The sequence below is a fragment of the Kibdelosporangium banguiense genome, assembly GCF_017876405.1.
In the GTDB taxonomy this organism is placed as follows: Bacteria; Actinomycetota; Actinomycetes; order Mycobacteriales; family Pseudonocardiaceae; genus Kibdelosporangium; species Kibdelosporangium banguiense.
The window spans coordinates 4,491,368-4,514,480 of record NZ_JAGINW010000001.1 but is presented as its reverse complement, the minus strand read 5'-3'; the positions used below and the strand labels follow the sequence as shown (position 1 = coordinate 4,514,480).

General features: G+C 66.7%; 24 protein-coding genes. 10 read left to right on the top strand and 14 right to left on the bottom strand.

Annotation, left to right across the window (positions count from 1 at the left end):
* Positions 1-80 precede the first annotated feature (80 nt).
* Genes JOF56_RS21405 through JOF56_RS21395 form a run of 3 tightly spaced genes read right to left on the bottom strand, consistent with a single transcriptional unit; the run spans position 81 to position 2,729 of the window.
* Entirely contained in the window at positions 81-1,031 is a 951-nt protein-coding gene (locus tag JOF56_RS21405) for a bifunctional riboflavin kinase/FAD synthetase (protein WP_209640900.1), read from the bottom strand.
* 29 nt (positions 1,032-1,060) lie between these two features.
* The gene (gene truB, locus JOF56_RS21400) at positions 1,061-1,957 is read right to left on the bottom strand and encodes a tRNA pseudouridine(55) synthase TruB (protein ID WP_209640897.1); all 897 of its coding nucleotides are present in this window, start codon (positions 1,955-1,957) and stop codon (positions 1,061-1,063) included.
* Between the two features lie 55 nt (positions 1,958-2,012).
* Positions 2,013-2,729 (bottom strand): Scr1 family TA system antitoxin-like transcriptional regulator, encoded by a 717-nt coding sequence (locus tag JOF56_RS21395; protein WP_209640896.1) that lies wholly within the window; start codon positions 2,727-2,729, stop codon positions 2,013-2,015.
* 100 nt (positions 2,730-2,829) lie between these two features.
* On the opposite strand from JOF56_RS21395, the gene JOF56_RS21390 reads away from it, so the two are divergent.
* Positions 2,830-3,651 carry a helix-turn-helix domain-containing protein gene (locus tag JOF56_RS21390; protein ID WP_209640894.1) on the top strand — a complete coding sequence of 274 codons (822 nt, stop codon included), beginning with the start codon at positions 2,830-2,832 and terminating at the stop codon, positions 3,649-3,651.
* Between the two features lie 61 nt (positions 3,652-3,712).
* Here the strand turns inward: JOF56_RS21390 and JOF56_RS21385 are convergent, their stop codons facing one another.
* Complete coding sequence (locus JOF56_RS21385; protein WP_209648386.1) at positions 3,713-4,969, bottom strand: MFS transporter; 1,257 nt, start codon at positions 4,967-4,969, stop codon at positions 3,713-3,715.
* An 86-nt stretch (positions 4,970-5,055) separates the two neighbouring features.
* Positions 5,056-6,348: an MATE family efflux transporter gene (locus JOF56_RS21380; protein ID WP_209640892.1), complete on the bottom strand. Its 1,293-nt coding sequence runs from the start codon at positions 6,346-6,348 to the stop codon at positions 5,056-5,058.
* 67 nt (positions 6,349-6,415) lie between these two features.
* On the opposite strand from JOF56_RS21380, the gene JOF56_RS21375 reads away from it, so the two are divergent.
* The gene (locus JOF56_RS21375; RefSeq protein ID WP_209640891.1) at positions 6,416-6,940 is read left to right on the top strand and encodes a CGNR zinc finger domain-containing protein; all 525 of its coding nucleotides are present in this window, start codon (positions 6,416-6,418) and stop codon (positions 6,938-6,940) included.
* A 4-nt stretch (positions 6,941-6,944) separates the two neighbouring features.
* Positions 6,945-7,913 carry a DHH family phosphoesterase gene (locus JOF56_RS21370; protein WP_209640889.1) on the top strand — a complete coding sequence of 323 codons (969 nt, stop codon included), beginning with the start codon at positions 6,945-6,947 and terminating at the stop codon, positions 7,911-7,913.
* On the opposite strand, the gene JOF56_RS58090 is transcribed toward JOF56_RS21370, so the two are convergent.
* Together JOF56_RS58090 and JOF56_RS21360 are read right to left on the bottom strand one after the other, a co-directional pair.
* Entirely contained in the window at positions 7,897-8,424 is a 528-nt protein-coding gene (locus JOF56_RS58090) for an alpha/beta hydrolase (RefSeq protein WP_245378336.1), read from the bottom strand. The two genes, JOF56_RS21370 and JOF56_RS58090, sit on opposite strands and share 17 nt — an antisense overlap.
* Before the next feature lie 508 nt (positions 8,425-8,932).
* Positions 8,933-9,463 (bottom strand): SRPBCC family protein, encoded by a 531-nt coding sequence (locus tag JOF56_RS21360; RefSeq protein ID WP_245378335.1) that lies wholly within the window; start codon positions 9,461-9,463, stop codon positions 8,933-8,935.
* 17 nt (positions 9,464-9,480) lie between these two features.
* Here JOF56_RS21360 and JOF56_RS21355 point away from each other — a divergent pair, with 17 nt between their 5' ends.
* Entirely contained in the window at positions 9,481-9,870 is a 390-nt protein-coding gene (locus JOF56_RS21355) for a VOC family protein (RefSeq protein ID WP_209640884.1), read from the top strand.
* Between the two features lie 35 nt (positions 9,871-9,905).
* Positions 9,906-12,773, top strand: a complete 2,868-nt coding sequence (locus JOF56_RS21350; RefSeq protein ID WP_209640882.1) for a DEAD/DEAH box helicase — start codon at positions 9,906-9,908, stop codon at positions 12,771-12,773.
* Here the strand turns inward: JOF56_RS21350 and JOF56_RS21345 are convergent.
* A complete protein-coding gene (locus tag JOF56_RS21345) occupies positions 12,770-13,198 on the bottom strand; it encodes a MarR family transcriptional regulator (protein WP_245378334.1) in 429 nt (142 codons plus the stop codon). The two genes, JOF56_RS21350 and JOF56_RS21345, sit on opposite strands and share 4 nt — an antisense overlap.
* 137 nt (positions 13,199-13,335) lie before the next feature.
* Between JOF56_RS21345 and JOF56_RS21340 the strand changes: the two genes are divergently transcribed.
* Positions 13,336-13,542: an alpha/beta hydrolase gene (locus JOF56_RS21340; protein WP_245378333.1), complete on the top strand. Its 207-nt coding sequence runs from the start codon at positions 13,336-13,338 to the stop codon at positions 13,540-13,542.
* Positions 13,543-13,612: 70 nt separating this feature from the next.
* Here JOF56_RS21340 and JOF56_RS21335 read toward each other — a convergent pair whose 3' ends face one another.
* Complete coding sequence (locus JOF56_RS21335; RefSeq protein ID WP_209640878.1) at positions 13,613-14,041, bottom strand: MerR family transcriptional regulator; 429 nt, start codon at positions 14,039-14,041, stop codon at positions 13,613-13,615.
* A 39-nt stretch (positions 14,042-14,080) separates the two neighbouring features.
* Between JOF56_RS21335 and JOF56_RS21330 the strand changes: the two genes are divergently transcribed.
* Genes JOF56_RS21330 through JOF56_RS21315 form a run of 4 tightly spaced genes read left to right on the top strand, consistent with a single transcriptional unit; the run spans position 14,081 to position 16,534 of the window.
* Positions 14,081-14,746, top strand: coding sequence for a class I SAM-dependent methyltransferase (locus JOF56_RS21330; RefSeq protein ID WP_307855191.1), 666 nt, complete (start codon positions 14,081-14,083; stop codon positions 14,744-14,746).
* A gap of 41 nt (positions 14,747-14,787) precedes the next feature.
* Entirely contained in the window at positions 14,788-15,381 is a 594-nt protein-coding gene (locus JOF56_RS21325) for an ArsR/SmtB family transcription factor (protein ID WP_209640876.1), read from the top strand.
* Positions 15,382-15,383: 2 nt separating this feature from the next.
* Positions 15,384-15,794 (top strand): VOC family protein, encoded by a 411-nt coding sequence (locus JOF56_RS21320; RefSeq protein ID WP_209640874.1) that lies wholly within the window; start codon positions 15,384-15,386, stop codon positions 15,792-15,794.
* A gap of 5 nt (positions 15,795-15,799) precedes the next feature.
* Positions 15,800-16,534 carry an SRPBCC family protein gene (locus tag JOF56_RS21315; protein WP_209640871.1) on the top strand — a complete coding sequence of 245 codons (735 nt, stop codon included), beginning with the start codon at positions 15,800-15,802 and terminating at the stop codon, positions 16,532-16,534.
* 62 nt (positions 16,535-16,596) lie between these two features.
* Here the strand turns inward: JOF56_RS21315 and JOF56_RS21310 are convergent, their stop codons facing one another.
* From JOF56_RS21310 to JOF56_RS21290, 5 genes are all read right to left on the bottom strand, one after another.
* Positions 16,597-18,444 (bottom strand): ABC transporter ATP-binding protein, encoded by a 1,848-nt coding sequence (locus tag JOF56_RS21310; protein WP_209648383.1) that lies wholly within the window; start codon positions 18,442-18,444, stop codon positions 16,597-16,599.
* 209 nt (positions 18,445-18,653) lie between these two features.
* A complete protein-coding gene (gene rbfA, locus JOF56_RS21305) occupies positions 18,654-19,103 on the bottom strand; it encodes a 30S ribosome-binding factor RbfA (RefSeq protein ID WP_209640869.1) in 450 nt (149 codons plus the stop codon).
* Between the two features lie 27 nt (positions 19,104-19,130).
* Positions 19,131-19,427, bottom strand: coding sequence for a DUF503 domain-containing protein (locus tag JOF56_RS21300; RefSeq protein ID WP_209640867.1), 297 nt, complete (start codon positions 19,425-19,427; stop codon positions 19,131-19,133).
* Positions 19,428-19,505: 78 nt separating this feature from the next.
* On the bottom strand, positions 19,506-22,646 hold the full coding sequence (gene infB, locus JOF56_RS21295; RefSeq protein ID WP_209640865.1) for a translation initiation factor IF-2: 3,141 nt from the start codon (positions 22,644-22,646) through the stop codon (positions 19,506-19,508).
* Positions 22,647-22,735: 89 nt separating this feature from the next.
* Positions 22,736-23,107 (bottom strand): YlxR family protein, encoded by a 372-nt coding sequence (locus tag JOF56_RS21290; protein WP_245378332.1) that lies wholly within the window; start codon positions 23,105-23,107, stop codon positions 22,736-22,738.
* Positions 23,108-23,113 lie beyond the last annotated feature (6 nt).

The following is a 23,113-nucleotide window of genomic DNA, read 5'->3' as shown; positions in this document are numbered from 1 at the left end:
GTCGCAGGGTCGCTCGACCTGCATCCTGCCAGGCCAGAACACCTGGCGAGGCGAAATGACGTTTCCCGATCGGGGCCCGCTCAGCCCTCGCCGAGCACCTCCCGGGCCCTGGCCACGTCGAGGTGCATCTGATCGACCAGAGCCTCGACGGTGTCGTAGCGTTCCATCGGCCGCAACCGCTCGATGAAGTCCAGGCCGACCCGCTGGCCGTAGAAGTCCTCGTCGACGTCGAGCACGAACGCCTCGACGCGGCGCTCCCGGCCGGAGAATGTCGGGTTGGTGCCCACCGACACGGCGGCGTTCAGCGACCGCTGGCCGCTGCTGGCCAGCAGCGTGAACCGGCACGCGTAGACGCCGTCCGCCGGCACGGCGGTGTACCTCGGCGTCGACAGGTTGGCCGTCGGGAATCCCAGTTCATGGCCGCGGCCGTCGCCACGCACGACGATGCCCTCCAGCCGGTGCGGACGGCCGAGCGCGGCCTGCGCGGCGACCACGTCACCGGCGTCGACGCAGGCCCGGACGTACGTGGAGGAGAAGGTGATCTCCCCATTGGTCGCCGAGGTGAGCAACTTCGCGCCCTCGACCACGAAGCCGAACCGGCTGCCGAGCTTGGTCAGCAGCTCGATGTCGCCCTGTGCCTTGTGGCCGAAGCGGAAGTTCTCGCCGACCACCACGGCCGACGCGTGCAGCCGGTCGACCAGGACCTCGTGCACGAACTCGTCACCCGGCATCTTGGACAGTTCGGGCGTGAACGGCAGCACGCAGAACACGTCCACCCCGAGCTGTTCGACCAGTTCGGCCTTGCGGCGCAGCGTGGTCAGCTGCGCCGGATGACTGCCCGGACGGACGACCTCGGACGGGTGAGGGTCGAAGGTGACCACCACACTCGGCACATCTCGTTGTCCGGCCAGTTCCACTGCCCGCTGAATGAGTCCCTGGTGACCTCGGTGCACTCCGTCGAATACGCCGATGGTGGCCACACAGCGCCCCCAGCCGCCCGGCAGATGCTCCAACCCGCGCCATCGCTGCACGATCTGCAGCGTACGTGGTCCAGGGATATTTATCCCGCAGGGGCAAGCACGACTATGGCCCTCGCCACAGAACCTTCGTCGGTCGCGAGCGCCAGCACATGCCCGTCCGGGTCGAACACACCGTACGTACCCTGCACGCCTGCGGCCGGGATCCGTTGCCCATAGCGCAATGCGGCCGTCTGACGCTCGTCCGCGTCGTAACGCGCGAACGCTGTGGACACCGAGTCGTCCAGGTTGAGCGACAGGCCAGGCTCCTGCTCTAGCTGCTCCAGGGTCCGCGCGACCCGCAGGTCGAACGGGCCGACACGGGTGCGGCGCAGAGCGGCCAGGTGCCCGCCGACGCCCAGGTCCGCGCCCAGGTCACGGGCCAGGGCACGGACGTATGTGCCGGATGAGCAGTCGACCATCACGTCGAGCTCGGTGGACGTGCCTTCCCGGCGGATGCTGAGGATGTCGAACCGGTTGATGGTCACCGGGCGGGCCGGGATCTCGACCGTCTCGCCTTCGCGGACGCGGGCGTAGGCCCGTTTGCCGTCGATCTTGACCGCGCTGACCGAGCTGGGGACCTGCATGATGTCGCCGGTGAGCTTGGCGATCCCGGCCCGGATCGCGCCCTCCGCCACCGCTGAGGCGTCCATTTCGGACAGGATCTCGCCCTCGGCGTCGTCGGTCGTGGTGGCCGAGCCGAGCTTGATCGTGCCCAGGTACACCTTGGTGTCCAGGGCCAGATGACCCAGCAGCTTGGTGGCCCGCTCGACGCCGAGCACCAGCACACCGGTGGCCATCGGGTCGAGCGTGCCGGCATGGCCGACCTTGCGGGTACCGAGGATGCGCCGCACCCTGGCGACGACATCGTGCGAGGTCATGCCCGGTGCCTTGTCGATCACGACGAGGCCGGGCGGCGGAGTGGGGCGTTTGGCTGACACACGCGGAATCCTCACATCCCGTCCGCGTCCGGCGGAACCGACCTGGGCATCGGCCTCATCCGGAGCCTGCTTGCGCGTAGGCGGCCATCTCGACGAGCTGCTCACGGGTCTGGGCGGCGTCCATGCAGGCGTCGGCGATCCGGCCGGCCAGCGCGCAGTACGCGGTCACGGCGTCGTGGTCTTCCAGGAACAGCCCGACGTATTCGCCTTCCACATAGACCAGCGGCCGGTGGGCGTTGAACTGCAGCATCCGGAATCCACCGCCGTAAATCTCACCGCCTTGTACCACCTGGACCGAGATGAACGGCATTTCGGTGAGCAACAACAGCTTCAACACCTGGTCGAGACTCATTCCGGCCAGCACCCGTTCGTGCAGCAGGAAAATCCGTTTCGGATTCGGCCGGAACACGGTCTTGTCACCCACCTGCATCGGACCGGGGACCGCTTCCGGGCAATATGTCACGCAGACCTCGGCCAGTCCTTCGTGAAATCCCAGCGATTCCACACTGCCGAGCCAGTAGCCGAGATCCCGTGCCGATTCGCGACTCAGCGCCCGCAACCCGCGCATCTCGTTCGCGGAATATCCCAGCATGGCCAGGTACTGCACCACGTCGGTCTCCGCGGCACCCCGCCATCCCGTCTCCAGCCTGGACATCTTGGAGTGCGACCAGCCCAGCCGGTCGGCGAGTTCCACCGAGGACAATCCCACCAGTTCGCGACGGCGGCGCAATTCGAAGCCCAGTTCCCGGCTACAGGCCGTGGTCTCTTTCATTCCGGTCAAGGTGCCATTGGCCAGCCGGTGGTCACGATTCCTGATACGTCACCACAAGCAGTCATTCTCGGCGGCCACCACGTTACTCAGGAGTGAAGACATGGGAACCCCCGGAATGCCGAACTTCCACGGCAGGCAGTTGCTGCGCGAACTGAAGCGCCTGCGTGAACAGACCGGCATGACGCAGGACGAAGCCGGGACACGGCTGCACCTGACCTTGCAGAAACTCAGCCGGATCGAGAACGGCCAGCTGCCCGGCTATCACGAGACCCGCGCGATGCTGAAACTCTACGGACTGACACCGGAACAATGTGCGCCATACCTCGAACAATGGGAGCGCGCCCGGAAACGCGGCTGGTGGCGGCAATACGGCCTGCGCGACTCCAGTTACGTCTGCATGGAGCAGGAAGCCTCGAGGATGTTCGAATTCCAGCTCGGCCGGCTGCCCGCGTTGCTGCAGACCGAGAGCTACGCACGCAGATGCCTGTGCGCGGCGGTTCCCGCATGCGACGCCAAGGAGGTCGAGGCCGCGGTGGCCGTCCGGACGCGCCGCCAGGAACGGCTGTTCGACGGTGAGAAACCGCTGGTCCTGCACGCCCTCGTGCACGAACCCACACTCTGTCAGGGAGTCGACCGCGAACAGCTGATCCTGCTGGTCGAGCGGGCGCAGATGCCCAACGTGACGGTACGGATCGTGCCGCAGTCCGCCGGGCCGCACAGTGGGCTCGACGGGTCGGTGATCCTGCTCGATTTCGACGACCCCCAGGAGCCGGACATCGTTTTCACCGACACGGTGCTCGGTCTGGCACAGAGCCAGGACGACAGCCGCACTTCAGCCGTCCGGATGACGCTGGAGGACCTCGCCGCGCGGGCACTGAGCCCGGAGGACTCCCTGGACACGCTCAAGTCGATGATCGCCTGATCCGGCCTGGTCACGCCGATTCAGGTGATTCGGCGTGACCGCTGGCATATTGTCGCCATGGTCAAGATGCAGCGACTGCCACCGAGTCCCAACGGCGCTGCCGGATCCGGACCGGGACGGACTCGCCACGGGCCTCCGCCGCGAAGATCGCGGCCCGCGCCCGCCGCCACCACACGGCCGTGCGCCAGATTCCCAGCGACATCAGCGCGGCCGGGATCAGCAGCGCCAAGGGGAACGAGCCGGTCAGATCCAGCATCAGGCCGATACCGAACGCCGCGATCGTCGTCGCCAGGAAGCCGCCGACGTTGACCACGCCACTCGCCGTACCGACCCGGCTGATCGGGTTGTAGTCGCGGGCGATCGAGAACCCGATGGCGGACAACGGCAAACCGAGCGCCAGCAGTCCGAACACGACACCCAGCAGCACAGCAGACATAGGCAGGACCAGCAATGCCGTCCACAGCAGGACTTCGAGTACGAGATAGCCCGCGACGAGCGGCATCCGCAGCTCCGGCCGAGGCCCGATCAAGGCACCGATCAGCGGGCCGCTGACGACCGCCACGATCACCATCACACCGAGCACCGAACTGGCCGCCTGCTCGGAAAGTCCGTGCGCGCCAACGAGATACGGGAATCCCCAGAGCAGGCTGAGCACCGCGGGCGCCTGCATGGTGGCGAAGTGCACCCAGAAACCCAGCCGGGTACCGGGAACCTGCCACGAGTGCACCACACTGCGGGCCACGGTCCGCAGTTTCGCCGGCTCCGCGCGCGGTGCCGGGCCTTCGGGCGTGTCCCTCAGCCGGAGCGCGACCAACGCGTAGCCCGCCGTCACCAGACCGGTGATCAAAAACGTCGTCGTCCAGCCGGCGGAGTTCAGCAGCGCGGTCAGTGGGACTGTCGAGGCAAGACTGCCGAGACCGCCCAGAGCCGCGGTGAAGGAGACCACAAGCGAGTACTGGCGTGCGGAGAAGTACGCGGAAGTGAGGCGCAGCAAGCTGATGAACGTCATAGCGTCGCCGAAACCCAGTACCGCACGGGCGATCAGGCCTAGCGGGTAGGACGTCGCGACCGCGAACAGCACCTGGCCGGTCCCCATCAGCAGGGCAGCCATGAAAAGGGTCTTACGCGGGCCGAACCGGTCGACCAGAAGCCCAGTTGGGACCTGCATCGCCGCGTAGACAAGCAGTTGCAGCACAGTGAACGTACCGAGTGCGGCCGGGCCCACGCCGAAACGGTTTGTCGCCTCAAGACTGGCCACTGCCAACGAACCACGATGAAACGCCGCCGCCATATAGACGACCACTGCCATTGCCCACATCAACCACGCCTTGCCGGCGGCGCGCACGCGTGTACCCCTCTCCGAAGATCATTTAGTTAGCTGCCCTTTGCTAACTAAATGCCATGCTAACGAACCGCCCCCACCACTGCCCACCTGCCCGAACGCGTCCGGCCGACAACAGCGACGAGTCTCACAACCATGAACGCGGCCAGTCCGGTCCAGATCCCCGCGAGCCCCCAGCCGAAGATCGCGGCGGCCCAGATCAAGGGCAGAAAGCCGGCGATCGCGGCAAGCAATGTGGAATTCCGCATGAACGCCGCGTCACCGGCGCCGAGCAGGACACCGTCGAGCGCGAACACCACACCGCAGATCGGCTGCAGCGCAACGAAAAACCACCACGCGTGCGGAATCTCGGCGAGCACGGCGGCGTCCGGCGTGAACACCTTCGGCAGAATCCCGGCCAGTGTGGCGAAAACCACGCCGAGCAGTACGCCGAACGCGAGCCCGTAACCCGTGACCTGCCAGGCCACCTTGCGCGCCCGCTCCTCGTCCTCGGCTCCCAGCGCTTCACCGACCAGCGATTGCGCAGCGATAGCAAGGGAATCGAGTACCAACGCGAGGAACACCCACAGCTGCAACACGACCTGGTGCGCACCGACTGTCGCGGTCGACGCGTGCGACGCGACCGTGGTCGCCGAGATCCAGCACGCCTGGAACGCCAGGCCACGCAGCACCAGGTCTCGCCCGAGCCCCAACTGGGCCCGCATCCTGCCGAACTCGGGCCGCAGCGGCACCCGTTCGGCGATCAGCGCCCGGATGAACATCGCGGCCGACACCACCTGGGCGACCACGTTCGCGATCGCCGAACCCTCGAGTCCCCAGCCGACGACGTGCACCAGAATCGGGCACAGCAACGCGGACAACCCGTTGCCTGCGAGCACGTAGCGCAACGGCCGGATGGTGTCCTGGACGCCGCGCATCCAGCCGTTGCCCGCCATCGTGATCAGGATCATCGGCACACCGAACAGGGCGATCCGCAGCCAGCCGACCGCCGCGTCGGCGACCTGCTGCTCACCGGCCAGCACGATCGCGATCGGCCGTGCGAACACCTGGCCCACGACGATCAGGATCACGCCGACAATCACCGCCAGCCAGGTCGCCTGCACACCTTCGGCGACAGCCTCCGCGCGTCTGCCCGCACCGTGCAGCCGCGACGCGCGGGCCGTGGTGCCGTACGACAGGAACGTCAGCTGGGTGGAGACCTGGGCCAGCACGATCGCCGCGACCGACAGCGCGGCCAGCGGCACCGCACCGAGGTGACCGACCACGGCCGTGTCCACCAGGAGGTAGAGCGGCTCCGCCGCCAGCACGCCCAACGCCGGCACGGCGAGGGAGAGCACTTGTTTCAGCGGCGTCACACACGTCTCCTCTTGTAAGGTGTATGCACTGGTTTGACCCCTGACAGGTTAAATGTAAGGACCGCAGATGGACAATGCCGATTACCTGGACGTCGCAGTCCGGCTGGCCAACGCCGACCTGGCGGACGTTCCGGCACTCCAGGAGGCCCTGTACGCCGAGCCGTGGTGGGCCGAGCGGGTCACCCACCAGGACCTGGCAGCCCTGCGACCGGTCGCCACCGGGCTCCGCGTGGTACTCGACGCGGCCATCTCCGGCGACACGCCCGGTGTGCGATCCGCCGTCAACTCGCTGCTTGAGGCCTACCCCCTGCGACCTCGACTGTCCGCAGGTCACTCGGCCGATCCGAACTGGCACATCCACGTCGCCGACACCGACGAGCCACCCGCCACCGAGGTCGCCGCAGCGGCCGCCTGGGGCATCGCCCAGGGCATCGTGCGGCTGGGCCTGGAGCGCTGGGGCCAGTGCGCCGACGCAAGCTGCGCGAACTACTTCGTCGACACATCGACCAACCGTGCGAAGCGCTTTTGCTCGGCACGATGTGCCAACCGTGTCCACGTTGCAGCGCACCGGTCCCGTCAACGCCTAGGCTAGGCGGGTGAGTGATCTCGACGGCGCCATCGAGCTGCTGCGTGCGGCGACAGACGTGACCCTGTTGGCCCATGTCAACCCCGACGCCGACGCCCTCGGCAGCGCCCTCGCGCTCGGCCTCGCACTGCATCGGCGAGGTGCGAACGTGCGCGTGTCGTTCGGCGAGCCCGACAAGGTGCCGGAGACACTCCTGCCGCTGGACTTCGCGGGCCTGCTCGTCCCCGCATCGGAGGTTCCGGCCACCGCGCCGTTGGTCATCGCCCTGGACTCAGGCAGCCAGCAGCGGCTCGGCCAACTAGGCGACCGCGTCACCAACACAATCAACGCAGGTGGCCAGGTGCTTGTCGTCGACCACCACGCCTCCAACACCTACTACGGCACACACCACGTCGTCGACGAACACGCCGTCGCCACGGCCGCCCTGGTGGCCGCGTTGCTCGACGCCCTGGGCGTCGAACTCGACGAACAACTCGCCAAGTGCATCTACGCAGGCCTGGTCACCGACACAGGCTCCTTCCGCCGGGCCAACCCCGAGACCCACCAGCTCGCGGCCCGTCTGCTCGCAGCCGGCGTCAACCCCGACGAGACCGCGCGTGAACTGATGGAAGCGCACCCTTTTGCTTGGCTGCCAATGCTTTCCTCTGTGCTCGGCCGAGCGGTTCTCAATCCTTCCGTGGGTGGTCACGGCCTGGTGTACACATACGTGACCCTGGAGGACGCCGCCGCTGTCCGACCGGAAGAGGTCGAGTCCGTTGTAGACATCGTGCGGACAACAAGCGAGGCCGAGGTCGCGGCAGTCTTCAAGGCCGTCGCCCCGGACGAGTGGACAGTCTCGCTTCGGTCAGTATCCACTGTGGACGTCAAGGACATCGCAGTGGCACTGGGCGGCGGAGGCCACCGGCGAGCGGCCGGATACACCGCCTACGGCCCGATCACGTCGGTGATCGAAGCCCTGCTGACTACCCTGTCCCGCTGAGCCTGGCACCGACAAAAGCAAGCACTTCCGGCAGCACACGCATCCAGTACGCGTTGTCGTGCGCACCCCCGGTTATCCTCGTCTCCGCCGGACGTGCTTGCCCAGCAAGAGCTTTGGCCGCGTACAGCAACGGATCCTCAGTGCCGCACCAAACTCCGAGCGGGACACCCTCGATCTCCTTGAGATGCCTGAGCGGCTCGTTGTCCTCCCAATGCTTCTGGTCAAGAAAGACGTTCTTGGACCGAGCATCCGGCCAGCGCCGGAACAACGCCGGACTGATGACCCCGACAGCCTTCAAGTCCTTGCGATCCCGCGCGAACCGCAGCGCCCCGAACCCACCCATCGAAATCCCGAACGCAGCCTGAATCGGCCCCAACTCGTCCCTCAGCATCCGCTGCGGATCATCCCCATCCGCACGGACCGTCCAATAAGAATCCCGCCCACCATCAACAGAAACAACGGCGAAAGGCGGCACACCAGCCTGGACGGCCGCGGTCAGAAACCGATCCACCCCAAGCTGCACCATCCAATCGGCGTCCCCACCCCGCCCATGCAAAGCCACACACAGAGGCAACTTCTCAGCGTCAAACCCTTCCGGCGCCATCGTGATCACCGTGACATCCCGCCGCCGAGCCGCCGAGAAGTACGTCTTCACCACCTTGGCACTCGGCCCCGCACCTTGCCCTGTCTCCGACGTTTGCCCTGTCCCTTGTGTCGCTGTTGCCCCTTGAGAGGGCTCCGTCCCCTGCGCAGGAGCACCACCCGCCAGAACATCAGTCACCACCGCAGCCCCAACTCCAGCAACTGCGACGCCCGCCCCACCAAGAACGAGGACCCTCCTGGAAACCGCCACCCCGCCAAGCTACCCGCCATCAATCCCAACGAACGGCACCACTCGCAAATCTCGTTGTCCACAGGTCGCTTCTCCCCCCCTTGTCGATCACACTCCCCGGTAGTCAGACTGGAGCAGGGACGCCCCCCAGTGGCGGGTGGGGGCTGTCTACTTATGCATGGGACTGTCAGATGGTTGCGAGTTTGCCGGTTTCGAGGAGTGTTTTCAGGTCGGAGAGGAGTTCGGGCCAGCCGCCGCTTTCTTTTAGTTGGCCACTGATGGCTTTGTGCATTGTGCTGCCGGGTTCGAAGTTGTTGTGCATTACCGTCAGCTTTGATTTTCTGTCGGTTTTTTCTATCAGGAATGTTACTTTTGATTGGGGTTCTTTGGCGTGTTCGGCGAATTGGGATTCGGTCCAGCCGAAGACTTCGGCGTGGGCTGGCTGGAATCTGTGCCAGCTGTAGGAGAGCTTGTGGTAGGGCTCCGCCTCGAGGACTACCTGGCCATGGTCTTCCGGCTCGCTGTCCGGCGTGTATTGGAGGTGGACGGGTGAGCCTGCTTTCCAGTCTGAGATCAGGGCCAGGCCTCCCCAGTATTCGCGGGTGAACGCCGGTTCTGTCAAGGCTTGCCAGAGTTTCTCCGGGGTTGTGTTTATGAAGGTTGTGTAGATGAATTCGGGGTTTTCCACCGGATAGGCAGCCCGGCGGCTGCATGTCAAGGTGACATGATGGGGATATGGCCTATGTCGGACTCTTCGCGCTGGTTGTCCGGGATTACGACGAAGCGATCGCGTTCTATGTGGACACTTTGGGGTTCGTGCTTCGGGAAGACACCAGGCTTTCTGATGAGAAACGGTGGGTTGTCGTCGCACCGCCCGGCTCCACGGAGACCGCTTTGCTTCTGGCGCGGGCTGCTTCTCCAGAGCAGGAGGCCCGGGTCGGCGACCAGACTGGCGGCCGGGTGGGGTTTTTCCTGAATACCGAGGACTTTGAGCGGGACTATGCCCGGATGGTCGCGGCCGGGGTCACGTTCGAAGGGCAACCGAGGCATGAGTCGTATGGCACGGTCGCGGTGTTCCGTGACCTGTACGGCAACCGATGGGACCTGATCCAGCACCGCCCATGACCAAAACTGTCGGTGCCTCCGGCTAGCGTGGTCGTGTGACATCGGAGTGGGAACAGTCCCTGGGATCACTGCTCAGTCCTGACCAGGACCTGGGCGGAGCATCCCTGGGCATCGAGCTGACGCTGGCGACAGAGCCGTTGCTGTCGCGCGTGCGTGGCCCCGCTCCTGGTCCGACGATCTTCGCCAAAGTGGTGCGCCAGGGCCGAAACGGCTGGGTCGGCAGCGGATTGTCCTGGGGAAAGCTGGGCCCGTTCGGGTACAACAGCTCGCATGTGCGGCTGTTGCAGCAGATGTATGCGCTTTATCGCTCGCAGGAATCTGTTCACTTCCGCGATGACCGGGTGATCGATCTGTCCAGGTTCGACAGCCGGTATCTGTGGACCTTCCTGGATGAGGCCCAGGAGATCGGCGTGCAGCTGGTACACGCCCAGAAACGGTTCGGCGCGATCGACGGGTACGGCTCCGCTCAGATCTGCCTGGACGCCCAGAGCGATGACGATCTTGTTGTGACGCCGTGTGTACGGGTCGAGCACGTGGCAGACGCGGTGCCGCTCCGGTTCATCGGCGATGGCCATGGGTTTGTGTACGTGCGGCGAGCCGAACTGGTTGAGGCGGGTGACTACGAGGATTGCCGGATCGGGCTGGCGAGACTCGACAGGCAGGCGCCGCAACCGTTGCAGGACATGATTCTCGCCGATCGCCAGTTGGTGATTCCGGCGCGGGAGCGGCCCAGGTTCGTGGACCGCTACTACCCGAAGCTCCGGCACATGGCCGAGATCGTGTCGTCCGACGGCTCGTTCACGCCACCCGTGATATCCGAGCCCAGGCTCGTTCTGAGTGCGTCCTATCTGGACGAACATGACCTCGAGCTTGTCTGGGAATGGGTTTACCAGATCGGCGAGAAGCAGGTACGGGCCTCGCTCGACGCAGAGCCAGGCCCATATCGGGATCTGGCCATGGAAAGCGACATCCTGGCGCGGCTGACCGTTGAACCTGTGGACCGGTTTCTGCGCGGTGTCGACACGATGCAGTTCACCACCGAAGTACTTCCCATGCTTGCCGAACAGGTCGAGGTCGACATCGCCGGCGTGCCCGCGGAGTACCGCGAGGCGGGTGACTCGGTACAGATCGGCGTATCCACCGAGGAGATCCCGGGCCAGACGGACTGGTTCGACCTTGGCGTGAACGTCACGGTCGAGGGCCGCACGATCCCGTTCATGGACGTGTTCCTGGCCCTGTCAAAGGACAAGCCGTATCTCCTGTTGCCCGACGGCGCCTATTTCTCCTTGCAGAAGCCCGAGCTGCGGGCGCTGCACAAGCTGATCATCGAGGCGCGGGCGTTGCTCGACCAGCCCACCGACTCGCTCAAGATCAGCAGATTCCAGGCCGGGCTCTGGGACGAACTGGTGAACATCGGCGTGGTCGAGCGCCAGGCCCGGGCGTGGCGGCGGCAGGTGCACGGCCTGTTGTCGCTCGAGGAAGCCGAGCAGGTGGAAATCCCGGCCATGCCGGACGCCCTGCTGCGCCCGTACCAGGTGACCGGCTTCCAGTGGCTGGCCTTCCTGTGGGAGAACAAGCTCGGCGGCGTCCTGGCCGACGACATGGGCCTCGGCAAGACACTGCAAACCCTGGCATTGATCTGTCACGCAAGGAAAACCACGGACACACCGTTCCTGGTCGTCGCGCCGACAAGCGTCGTGTCAAACTGGGAAGTCGAAGCCGCACGGTTCACGCCAGACCTGAAAGTAATGTCCATTTCGGACACAATGCGGCGCAGGAAGCAGGACATCAGCCAGATCGCCGCCGATGCCGATGTCGTTGTCACGTCGTACACGTTGCTACGCCTGGATTTCGACGCGTACGCCAAGCTGCCGTGGGCCGGTCTCGTACTGGATGAGGCCCAGGTGGTCAAAAACCACCAGTCCAAGGTCTACCAGTGTGCAAGGCGGCTGCCTGCGCCGTTCAAGCTGGCCATCACCGGTACGCCGATGGAGAACAATCTGATGGAGCTGTGGTCGTTGCTGTCGATCACGGCGCCGGGCCTGTTCCCGGATCCTGTGCGGTTCCAGCAGTACTACGCCCGCAGGATCGAGCGGGTCGGCGACCCCGGACTGCTCGCGCAGTTGCGCAGACGGGTCCGGCCCCTGGTCAAACGGCGGACCAAAGAGCAGGTGGCGGCCGACCTGCCGGCCAAGCAGGAGCAGATCCTCGAAGTCGAGCTGCATCCCCGGCACCGCAAGGTCTACCAGACCCATCTGCAACGCGAACGGCAGCGCGTGCTGGGCATGGTCGACGAGGACATGAACAAGAACAGGTTCACGATCTTCCGCTCGTTGACCATGCTCCGGCAACTGAGCCTGCATCCCGCGCTGATGGACGAGCAGCATCGCGACCTGCCGTGTGCCAAGATCGACGCCCTGCTCGAACAACTCCGGGATGTGGTCGAGGGCGGTCACAGGGCGCTGGTCTTCAGCCAGTTCACCAGTTTCCTCGACATAGTGCGCAAACAGCTCGACGCGGCCGGAATCCCGTACAGCTATCTCGACGGCTCGACCCGCGACCGCGGCGGTGTCGTCGCCGGCTTCAAGGAAGGCGCCACACCGGTCTTCCTGATCAGCCTCAAGGCCGGCGGGTTCGGTCTCAACCTGACCGAGGCGGACTACTGCTTCATCCTCGACCCGTGGTGGAACCCGGCCACCGAGGCCCAGGCCGTCGACCGGACCCACCGGATCGGCCAGACCCGCAACGTCATGGTCTACCGCCTGATCGCCAAGGACACCATCGAGGAGAAAGTCATGGCGCTCAAGAGCAAGAAAGCCGAGCTGTTCACCAGCGTCATGGACGACGGCGCCATGTTCGGCTCAGCCCTCAACGCCGACGACATCCGCATGCTCTTCGGCTAAGGCTCAAGGCGCCTGGCCGGGGACACGTCAGCGATTCGTTGTCGCATTGGACGGCGTTGCAGAGCATCGAGCGCCTCATCGATGAGGCGGCTCAAAGGGAATGACAGCTCAGCCTCCAACTCGGTGGCCGCGGCGGTGGTGGCCGCCCATTCGGCCTGCAGGATCGGCAGCAGCCACTTGGCTTTCGGTGTCAGGTGGACGATCCGCTGCCGGGCGTCCTGGCCTGGGGTCAGGATGACCAGTTCCTGCTTGACCAGCTGGGCCACGGTCTGGCTCGCCGCGGAGTGAGTCACCCCGGTGACCTGGGCCAGGTCGCGGATAGAGCTGGGTCCTGAAGCGGCCAACGTCCCGATGATCGGCGTGAATCTCGGGCGGAACCCGTCCAGCCCGAGATCGGTGTAGCCAGCCGCGACAGCGCTCTCCATGAGCTCAAGCAGATGACGAAGCCGCGTTCCCAGAAGCTCGGGACCAAAAACAGCTGGACTCATCCGCCCGGCTGGCCTTCGTCCGAATCTGCGCGCACTACTTCGCCAACGGCGCCTGGCTGGAGGAAGGTGCCCTGGTGCGCGACGCCGGACGCCTCGCAGGCATCCCAGGTGTGTTGATCCACGGCCGGCTCGACATGGGCGGTCCGATCGGCACCGCATGGGAGCTCACCAAGGTCTGGCCGGACGCGGAACTGATCGTCATCAGCGACTCGGGCCACACAGGCAGCGACACGATGCGCACCCGCATACGCGCCGCCCTCGACCGATTCGCCCAGCGGTAACGGAAAAGCCCGGCATCTGTCGATAATGGATTTCGGGTTCGCCTTGCCGGTATTCCTCGCGTGCGGCCGATCAGTGCGGATGAGCCTCAGCGAGGGACTTCCCGGCCAGGCGGGCCGCGACAACGCCGGCGAAGTTGGGGCATTCGAGGATGTTCTCGTGGGGGCAGGCCAAGGCGTGAGCGACCGCGGTGCGGGCGACATTGGCGTGGGCGATACACCGGTCGAGCTCGGTCAGTTTGCGCTGGGCCAGGGCTCGCCAGGCGTCGCCGGACTGGGTGCGCGCGGCGATGAGCGCTTTGAGTTCGCGCAGCGTGTAGCCGATTTCCCGCAGCAGCAGGATCTCGCCGACCCGCTCGATCGCCGAGGGTGGATAGCGCCGGTGACCAGAGACCCGGGCCGGCGCCGGGAGCAGGCCGATCTGGTCCCAGTAGCGCAAGGCCGAGGTGGCGACGCCCGTGCGATGCGCCAACTCGCCGATGGTCAATTGCTGTTCCGGCATCTTGACTTCGAGCGTACTTGAAACCGTTGGATCGCTACCGTGACGACAGCAGACAGAACCCTCAAACGACGCGCGATCATGACAATTGTCCGGCAGTTCGGTCGTCCCCGGGGCATCCCCGGACAGGTGGCCGGCTGGATCATGGCCCATCGCCGCTCCAACCAGCAGCGCAACCGATGGGCAGTGGCACAGCTCGAACCGCGGCCCACAGACCGGGTGCTCGAAATCGGCTTCGGCCCCGGCCTCGCCATAGCCGAGCTCGCGCAACGTGCCCACCAAGGCCACGTCTACGGCATCGACCACTCCGAAGTCATGGTCCGCCAGGCCAGCCGACGCAACCAGGCTGCCATCCGCGCCCACCGCGTCGAACTCGTTCAGGCGTCCGTGGACCAGCTCCCGAGCTTCGACGAACCGCTCGACATGATCTTGGCCGTCAACTCCATCGGCTTCTGGGCCGATCCCGTCGAGACGCTCCGTGGCCTGCGACGGCTCCTGCGCCCCGGAGGACGCATCGCCCTCGTGACCCAGCCCCGCTGCCCCGGCGCCACCAGGGATACCACAACCCAAGCCGCCCAAGGACTCCAAGACCTGCTCACCCAGGCAGGCTTTGCCCGGTTCCGGGTCGAGACCCTCGACCTCGACCCGCCCGTCGCCTGTGTCCTGGCCACCAATCCAGCCGACGAGAACCACCACACACACGGGTGACGTTTCTTGACAAAAAAAGTTGTCGGTGCGACTGTGCGGGCATGCACGACGTGGCAGTGATCGACGATCCGGGAGCGGCCGAGGTCTCGCTGGACCCGGTGCGTGCCAGGCTGCTCGCCGAGCTGTCCGAACCCGGCTCGGCGACCACGCTGGCCCAGCGGGTGGGGCTGACCAGGCAAAAGGTCAACTATCACCTGCGCGAACTGGAGCGGCACGGGTTGGTCGAGCTGGTCGAGGAGCGGCGCAAAGGCAACTGCACCGAGCGCGTGCTGCAGGCGACCGCAGCCTCGTATGTGATCTCGCCGAGCGTCCTGGCCGCGGTCGAGCCTGATCCGGAGCGGTCCCCGGACCAGCTGTCCGCGCGCTGGCTGCTCGCGGTGGCCGCGCGATTAGTGCGTGACGTAGGCGAGTTGATCACCGGCGCGGCCAAGGCTCGCAAGCGGCTCGCGACGTTCGCCATCGACGGTGAGGTCAGGTTCGCCTCCGCGGCCGATCGCGCCGCGTTCGCCGAGGAGCTGTCCGGGGCAGTGACGTCGCTGATCTCGAAGTACCACGACGAATCCGCACCCGGCGGACGGGCACACCGGCTCGTGGTCGCCGTGCATCCGACAGTCCGACGAGAAGAGAAAGGTTGACGATGTTCGTTCCGGTGACCAGCATCCTGGTCGACGACCAGGACAAGGCCCTTGCGTTCTACACCGACGTGCTGGGCTTCGTGAAGAAGACCGACATCCCGGTGGGCGACGCGAAATGGCTGACCGTCGTCTCGCCCGACGCGCCGGACGGCGTCGAGTTGCTGCTCGAGCCGGACGGCAACCCAGGGATTCAGATCAACGGCAAGCCTGCCGCGCAGGTGTACAAGAAGACGCTCTACGACGCGGGCATGCCGTTCACCATGCTCGGCACCACGGACCTGCAGAAGGACTACGAGCGGATGACTCAGCTCGGGGCCAGGTTCACGATGGAGCCGGCAAAAACCGATTTTGGCGCACAGGCGGTGTTCGACGACACCTGCGGCAACCTCATCGTGCTCGTCCAGAAAGACTGATCGCGGTGGACGAACGCCGGCGTCTGGCCAAGGAGATCGAGCTCGCCGCCACACCGGACCAGGTCTGGCAGGCGATCTCCACTCCGCAGGGCATGTCGATCTGGTTCGTGCCGCACGAGCTCACCGGCGAGCAGATCGAGGCGGACTTCGGCGGCGGCAACACCCAGGCCGGCCAAGTGCTGGAATGGGAGCCGGGTAAGCGGGTCGTCTACGCCGCGCCCAGCCCGGACGGCGAACCGCCGATGACAATCGAGTTCCTGGTCGAGGGCAGACAGGGTGGCACCACCGTGCTCCGCCTGGTCCAAAGTGGATTCTTCGGCGACGACTGGGAAGCCGAGTACGACGGTTTCGGCAAGGGCTGGACCATGTTCCTGCACAACCTGGCCGAGTACTTCCGGCACTTCCCCGGGCTGCCGGTGACCGGCGTGGTCGCCACCGGCTTCACCGAACTGCCCGGCGAAACAGTGTGGGCCACCATGATCGCCCGGCTCGGCGCGGATCCGGCACTCGGCGAGCAGGTACACCTCACCCCGGAGGGCCTCGAGCCCATCGATGGAGTCGTGGACCTTCGCGACAAGTCGCTGCTCGGCATCCGCACCGAACACGGTTTCTACCGCTTCATGGCCGACGACCTGCACCACATGGTGAGCACAACCCAGTACTTCTACGGCGTCACGGTGGACCGCGAGTCGCGCACCGCCGCCTGGCAGTCCTGGCTCAATCACCTCGTCGAGGAGTGAAAGCAGACCCTAGGCCGTCCGCCCAGCTCGTCACCGTCGAACCGAGCTGGGCGGACCGGCTGTCAGGCGGTGGGTACTGGGCGGTCGTCGAACTGGGTGTTGTAGAGCTCCGCGTAACGGCCGTTTTGGGCGAGGAGATCGGAGTGGGTGCCGCGTTCGATTACCTGGCCTGCCTCGATGACCAGGATCAGGTCGGCGGCGCGGACGGTGGAGAGCCTGTGGGCGATGACGATGGACGTGCGGCCGGCCAGAGCTTCGACCAGTGCTTCCTGGACCGCTGCCTCAGAGGATGAGTCCAGGTGGGCCGTGGCTTCGTCGAGAATGACGACCCTGGGTTGGGCGAGTAAGAGGCGCGCGATGGTGAGGCGTTGACGTTCGCCGCCCGACAAACGGTAGCCGCGTTCACCGACGACGGTGTCGAGCTGGTCGGGCAGGGATCGGACCAGGTTGTCCAGGCGGGCACGGGTCAGTGAGTCCCAGAGTTCCTCGTCGGTCGCGGACGGCCGCGCCAGACGGAGGTTCTCGCCGATCGTCTCGTGGAACAGGTGCCCGTCCTGAGTGACCAGACCCATCGTGTAGCGGATGGAGTCGAAGGACAGGTCGCGGACATCCACATCGGACAGCCGGACCGAGCCGGAGTCCGTGTCGTACAAGCGAGGCGCGAGAGAGGCGATGGTCGACTTGCCCGCACCCGAGGAACCGACCAGGGCCACGAGCTGCCCGGGTTCGGCGCGGAAGGATATGCCGCGCAAAACCTCCTCGCCGCCCCGAGTGTCCAGAACGGCGACATCCTCAAGGGAGGCAATGGAAACCTTGTCGGCTGCCGGATACGAGAACCGGACGTTGTCGAACTCGACGGACACCGGGCCGTCCGGCACAGGCCGGGCGTCGGCCTTCTCCTTGATCAGTGGCGGAAGATCCAGGACCTCGAAGACCCGCTCGAAGCTGACCAACGCGGTCATGACGTCGACACGCGCGTTGGCCAGGCCAGTCAGCGGACCGTAAAGACGGGTCAGCAACAAGGCCAACGACACGACCGTGCCCGCGTCGAGCTGCCCCTCCAGCGAGAGGTATCCGCCGAGGCCGTACACCAAAGCCAACGCCAGTGCGGAAACCAGGGACAGCGCAGTCATGAACAGCCACTGGTTCACGGCTGTCCGCACACCGATGTCCCGGACTCGCTTGGCGCGACGGCCGAACTCCGACGATTCGTCCTTGGGCCGCCCGAAAAGCTTGATCAACGTCGCGCCGGGCGCGGAGAACCGCTCGGTCATCTGGGTGGTCATCGCGGCGTTGTGCCCGGCCGCCTCACGCTCCAGCCCGGCCAGGCGACGGCCCATCCGGCGCGCCGGCAGATAGAAGATCGGCAGCATGATCAACGCCAGTAACGTGATCTGCCACGACAACGCGATCATCACGGCCAGCGTGAGCACCAGCGCGATGATGTTGCTGACCACTGTGGACAGTGTCATCGAGAACGCCCGCTGCGCCGCGATCACGTCGTTGTTCAGCCGGCTGACCAGCGCACCGGTCCGGGTCCGGGTGAAGAACGCGACCGGCATCCGTTGCACATGGTCGAAAACCGACTGCCGCAGCCGGAGAATCAGGTCCTCACCGACCCGCGCGGACTGCCACCTCTCCACGATCCCGACGACCGCGTCGACCACCGCGATCGCGGCGATGACCAGCGCGAGCCCGACAACCAGGCCGGTTCCCTCCCGGTTGACGATCCCGTCGACCACGCGTCCGGCGATCAGCGGCGTCGCCACCGCGAGCACAGCCGTCACCACACTGAGGGCGACCAGCACGAACACAGCCTTACGCAAGGGCCGGGCAAACCTGATGATCCGCCGGACAGTCGCCCGGCTGACCCGTTTGCCTCCCTCCTGCATGGCACTTTCCAGCGCCATCCACGAATTGAAATTGATCTCCACGTCCTACTCCCCAGTCAGGCGTCACGGGCAACTTGCCCCCAGCATGCAACCTCAAGCAATATCGAGGTCAACCATCAAGCTCGACAAGCACCATAGACCCGACCACCGACAAAAACGGTCGACCGCAGGTGGGGACAGCAAAAGCCCGGCACCGAGACCGGTGCCGGGCTTCGCGGATGACCTTCTCAGTCCTCGGGGTCGGTTTCGCGGGGCTGGCGGTATGGGTCCGCTTCGCCCGCCGGCTTGGCGTTGGTGGCGATGCGGGCGACCTGCTCGTCGACCTCGCGAGCCTTGGCGAGCAGATCCTCGATCTTGCGGGCGTCCTCGGGCACGGTGTCGGCCACAAAGGTCAGAGTCGGTGTGAAGCGCACGCCGGTGCCTTGTCCCACAAGGGAACGCAGCACGCCTTTGGCGCTGTCGAGCGCGGCCGCCGCGCCCTTGAAGTCCGGCTCGGCGTTGAGTGCCTCGCCGAACACCGTGTAGTACAGCGTGGCGTCCTGCAGGTCACCGGTCAGCTTGACGTCGGTGATGGTCACGAGGTTCAGACGCGGGTCCTTGACCTCGTGTTCCAGTGCGGACGCCACGATTTGCTTGATCCGCTTCGCAAGTTTGCGGGCGCGGGCCGGGTCGGCCACGGCGCTCCCCTCCTGTCCAAAGTAGAACTATTCGTCCTCGGGCCCGACCAGCCGGTGCCGCGCGGAGAGCAACTGCAGCTCGGGGCGGCCGGCCACCAGCCGTTCGCACGCGTCGAGCAGGTCGCGGACGTGCTCGGCGTCCGGCGCCACGGCCGCGACCCCGATCAGGGCACGCCGATGCAGTTCCAGATGCCCGGCCTCGGCCGCGCTGACCTCGAATCTGCGTCGGAGCTCAGCGATGACCGGCCGCACGGCGGACCGTTTCTGCTTGAGCGAATGGACGTCACCGAGCAGGATGTCCAGCTCAAGTGCACCGACGTACAACAGGCATCACCGTGTTGGGTTGATAGTCGAGAACCCGTGCGGGGCCTGGGATGAAGACCAGGCCCCGCACGGATACGGTCAGCCTCGCGGCTTCTCGCGCATCTCGTAGGTTTCGATCGAGTCGCCGACCCGCAGGTCGCCGTACGAGCCAAGGGTCAGACCACACTCGTAGCCCTCGCGGACCTCGGTGGCGTCGTCCTTGAACCGGCGCAGCGAGCTGATCGGCAGGTTCTCCGCGACCACCTTGCTGTCGCGCAGCAACCGGGCCTTGGCGTTGCGCCGGATCTCGCCGGACATCACCAGGCAACCCGCGATCGTGCCGAACTTCGAGGACTTGAAGACCTCGCGGACCTCCGCGCGGCCCAGCTCGACCTCTTCGAACTCCGGCTTGAGCATGCCCTTGAGGGCCTGCTCGATCTCGTCGATCGCCTGGTAGATCACCGAGTAGTAGCGGATGTCGATACCCTCGCGGGTGGCCTGCTCGGCCACCTTCGCCTCGGCCCGCACGTTGAAGCCGAGAATGATCGCGCCGGACGCGATCGCCAGGTCGACGTTCGCCTTGGTGATGCCACCGACGCCGCGGTCGATCACGCGCACCTGCACCTCGTCACCGACCTCGATCTTCATCAGCGCGTCCTCGAGTGCCTCGACGGTACCCGAGTTGTCGCCCTTGATGATCAGGGTGAGCTCGCCGGTCTCCTTCAGCGCGGAGTCCAGGTCCTCCAGGGAGAACCGCTTGAACTTCGCGGCGTTCTGCGCGTTGCGGGTCCGGGCCTGGCGGCGCTCGGCGATCTGCCGGGCCACCCGGTCCTCGTCCACGACCAGGAACGTGTCACCCGCGCCGGGCACCGACGTGAAGCCGATGACCTGCACCGGACGCGACGGCGTCGCCACCGTGACGTCCTCGTTGTACTCGTCGACCATCCGGCGCACGCGGCCGTACGCGTCACCGGCGACGATCGAGTCACCGACGCGCAACGAACCACGCTGCACCAGCACGGTCGCGACCGGGCCGCGGCCACGGTCGAGGTGGGCCTCGATCGCGACGCCCTGGGCTTCCATGTTCGGGTTGGCCCGCAGGTCCAGCGCCGCGTCCGCGGTCAGCAGGATCGCCTCGAGCAGGCCGTCGATGTTGATGCCCTGCTTGGCCGAGATGTCCACGAACATGGTGTCGCCGCCGTACTCCTCGGCGACCAGGCCGTACTCGGTGAGCTGCTGGCGGATCTTGGCGGGGTTGGCCCCCTCCTTGTCGATCTTGTTCACCGCGACCACGATCGGCACGCTGGCCGCCTGGGCGTGGTTGATCGCCTCCACCGTCTGGGGCATCACACCGTCGTCGGCCGCCACCACGATGACCGCGATGTCGGTGGCCTGGGCACCACGGGCACGCATGGCGGTGAACGCCTCGTGACCCGGGGTGTCGATGAAGGTGATCAGCCGCTCGACACCTTCCAGCGACGCCGGCACCTGGTAGGCACCGATGTGCTGGGTGATGCCACCGGCTTCGCCCTCGTGCACGTTCGCCTTACGGATGGTGTCCAACAGGCGCGTCTTACCGTGGTCGACGTGACCCATGACGGTCACGACCGGCGGCCGGGCCTGGAGCGCCTCTTCGCCGCCGGAGTCCTCGCCGTAGGTGATGTCGAAGGACTCGAGCAGCTCGCGGTCCTCCTCCTCCGGGCTGACGACCTGCACGGTGTAGTTCATCTCGGTACCGAGCAGCTCGAGCACGTCCTCGGAGACGGACTGCGTCGCGGTGACCATCTCACCGAGGTGGAACAGCACCTGCACCAGCGAGGCCGGGTTGGCGTTGATCTTCTCGGCGAAGTCGGTCAGCGAGGCACCGCGCGGCAGCCGGATGGTCTCCCCGTTGCCCTTCGGCAACCGGACACCGCCGACGCTCGGCGCCTGCATGTTGTCCATGTACTCCTGGCGCTTCTGGCGCTTGGACTTCCGCCCACGGCGCGAAGGACCACCGGGACGGCCGAACGCGCCCGCGGCACCGCCGCGGCCACCGCCGCCACCCGGACGGCCACCGCCGCCACGGAAACCGCCGCCGCCACCGGCCGGCGCACCACCGCCGCCACCGGGACCGCCACCACCGGGACGGAAGCCACCGCCTCCGCCTCCACCGCCGCCACCGCCGCGGAAGCCACCGCCTCCGCCGCCGCCACCGGGACGACCACCGCCGCCACCGGGACCACGGCCGCCACCACCGCCGGGGCCACCACGACCGCCGCCGGGACCGCCACCAGGGCCACCACGACCGCCGCCACCTGGGCCACCGCCCGGACGCTGCGGCCGGGGCGGCATCATGCCCGGGTTCGGGCGCGGGGGCATGTTGCCCGGGCTCGGCCGTGGGCCGGCCGGACGGTCGCCGCCGCCACCGCGAGGTGCACGGTCCTGACGGTCGCCGCCGGGACGCTGGCCACCGCGCTCCGGACGGTCACCACGGTCGCCGGGCGCTCCGCCACCAGGGCGAGGACCGGACGGACGTGGCGTCGGAGCACCGCCGCCGACACCGAACGGGTTGTTACCCGGACGCGGCGCGCGCGGGCCGGGCTTCGGCGACTGGGTACGCGGCGGAACCGTGTTCCCGCCACCGCTGCCGCCGCCCTGCTGGGCAGGCTGCTGCTTCGGGCCAGGACGCGGACCAGGCTTGACGCCGGGGGCGTCGGTCCTGGCAGCGGCCGGCTTGGGCTGCTGCTGCGGCGGCTGGGACTGCGGCTGTTGCTGCTGCGGCGGTTTCGGCTGCTGGCGCGGACCAGGCCGGGGACCGGGCGTGGACGGCTTGGCAGGCGCCGACGGGGCCGCCTGGAAAGTCGCCGTGTTCGATGCCGCGGCAGGGGCCGGCTGCGGCCTCGGCGCGGGCTTGGCCACCGGGGCGGACGGAGCCGCGGACGGTGCGGGTGCAGCGCTGGCAGCGGCTGCGGCAGGCGCCGGAGTCGCTGGCTGGGGCTGCTGGGGTGCTTGCTGTACGGGAGCCGGTTTCGGAACCGGCGGACCGGGCCGAGGGCCCGGTTTGGCGCCAGTGGGCCTGGCGCCCTTGGCTTCGCCCTGCTTCGGGTACGAGTCCCGCAACCGGCGCGCCACCGGCGCCTCCACTGTGGAGGACGCCGACTTCACGTACTCACCGAGATCGGCGAGTTTCGTGAGTACTTCCTTGCTCGTGACACCGAGCTCTTTCGCGAGCTCGTGCACGCGGGCCTTGCCTGCCACTGCTCTCCTCACTGGGGAGGCCGGCGGCAACTGACCCGCTCGACCTCGTCCTAACGTCGCACGTTCATGGCTTCAGCTTCACGGCTGACTCATGACGGGTCGACCTGCTTCCTGTGTCCGGCTGGACCCGGTACCACCGGGTCGTCTGTCGGTCGGGCGACGTGCCCGATCTGGTCTCGCACCAAGTCTGAACCGAGTGGCCCCGCGACACGTAGTGCCCTGGGGAACGCCCGCTTCTTCTCGGCGGAGTCCAGGCACGCCTTCGCGGGATGCAGCCATGCGCCCCGACCAGCGTGCCGCCGCCGTGGATCGGGAATCAGATTCCCGTCCTCGGCGACCACGCGCAGTAATTCCTCGGCCAGCGCCCTGGTCCGGCAACCGACACACGTACGGATCGGGCCATGCCCTTGCGGGGGACCCTCTCGACGTGCGGGAACCGGCCCTCGACGACGACCTGCCAAGATTCT

Coding starts and splice junctions, on each gene's coding strand:
- JOF56_RS21395 (WP_209640896.1), bottom strand. CDS start 2,729: ATGAAAGAGACCACGGCCTGTAGCCGGGAACTGGGCTTCGAATTGCGC.
- JOF56_RS21390 (WP_209640894.1), top strand. CDS start 2,830: ATGGGAACCCCCGGAATGCCGAACTTCCACGGCAGGCAGTTGCTGCGC.
- JOF56_RS21385 (WP_209648386.1), bottom strand. CDS start 4,969: ATGTGGGCAATGGCAGTGGTCGTCTATATGGCGGCGGCGTTTCATCGT.
- JOF56_RS21375 (WP_209640891.1), top strand. CDS start 6,416: ATGGACAATGCCGATTACCTGGACGTCGCAGTCCGGCTGGCCAACGCC.
- JOF56_RS21355 (WP_209640884.1), top strand. CDS start 9,481: ATGGCCTATGTCGGACTCTTCGCGCTGGTTGTCCGGGATTACGACGAA.
- JOF56_RS21345 (WP_245378334.1), bottom strand. CDS start 13,198: ATGGAGAGCGCTGTCGCGGCTGGCTACACCGATCTCGGGCTGGACGGG.
- JOF56_RS21335 (WP_209640878.1), bottom strand. CDS start 14,041: ATGCCGGAACAGCAATTGACCATCGGCGAGTTGGCGCATCGCACGGGC.
- JOF56_RS21325 (WP_209640876.1), top strand. CDS start 14,788: ATGCACGACGTGGCAGTGATCGACGATCCGGGAGCGGCCGAGGTCTCG.
- JOF56_RS21320 (WP_209640874.1), top strand. CDS start 15,384: ATGTTCGTTCCGGTGACCAGCATCCTGGTCGACGACCAGGACAAGGCC.
- JOF56_RS21310 (WP_209648383.1), bottom strand. CDS start 18,444: ATGGCGCTGGAAAGTGCCATGCAGGAGGGAGGCAAACGGGTCAGCCGG.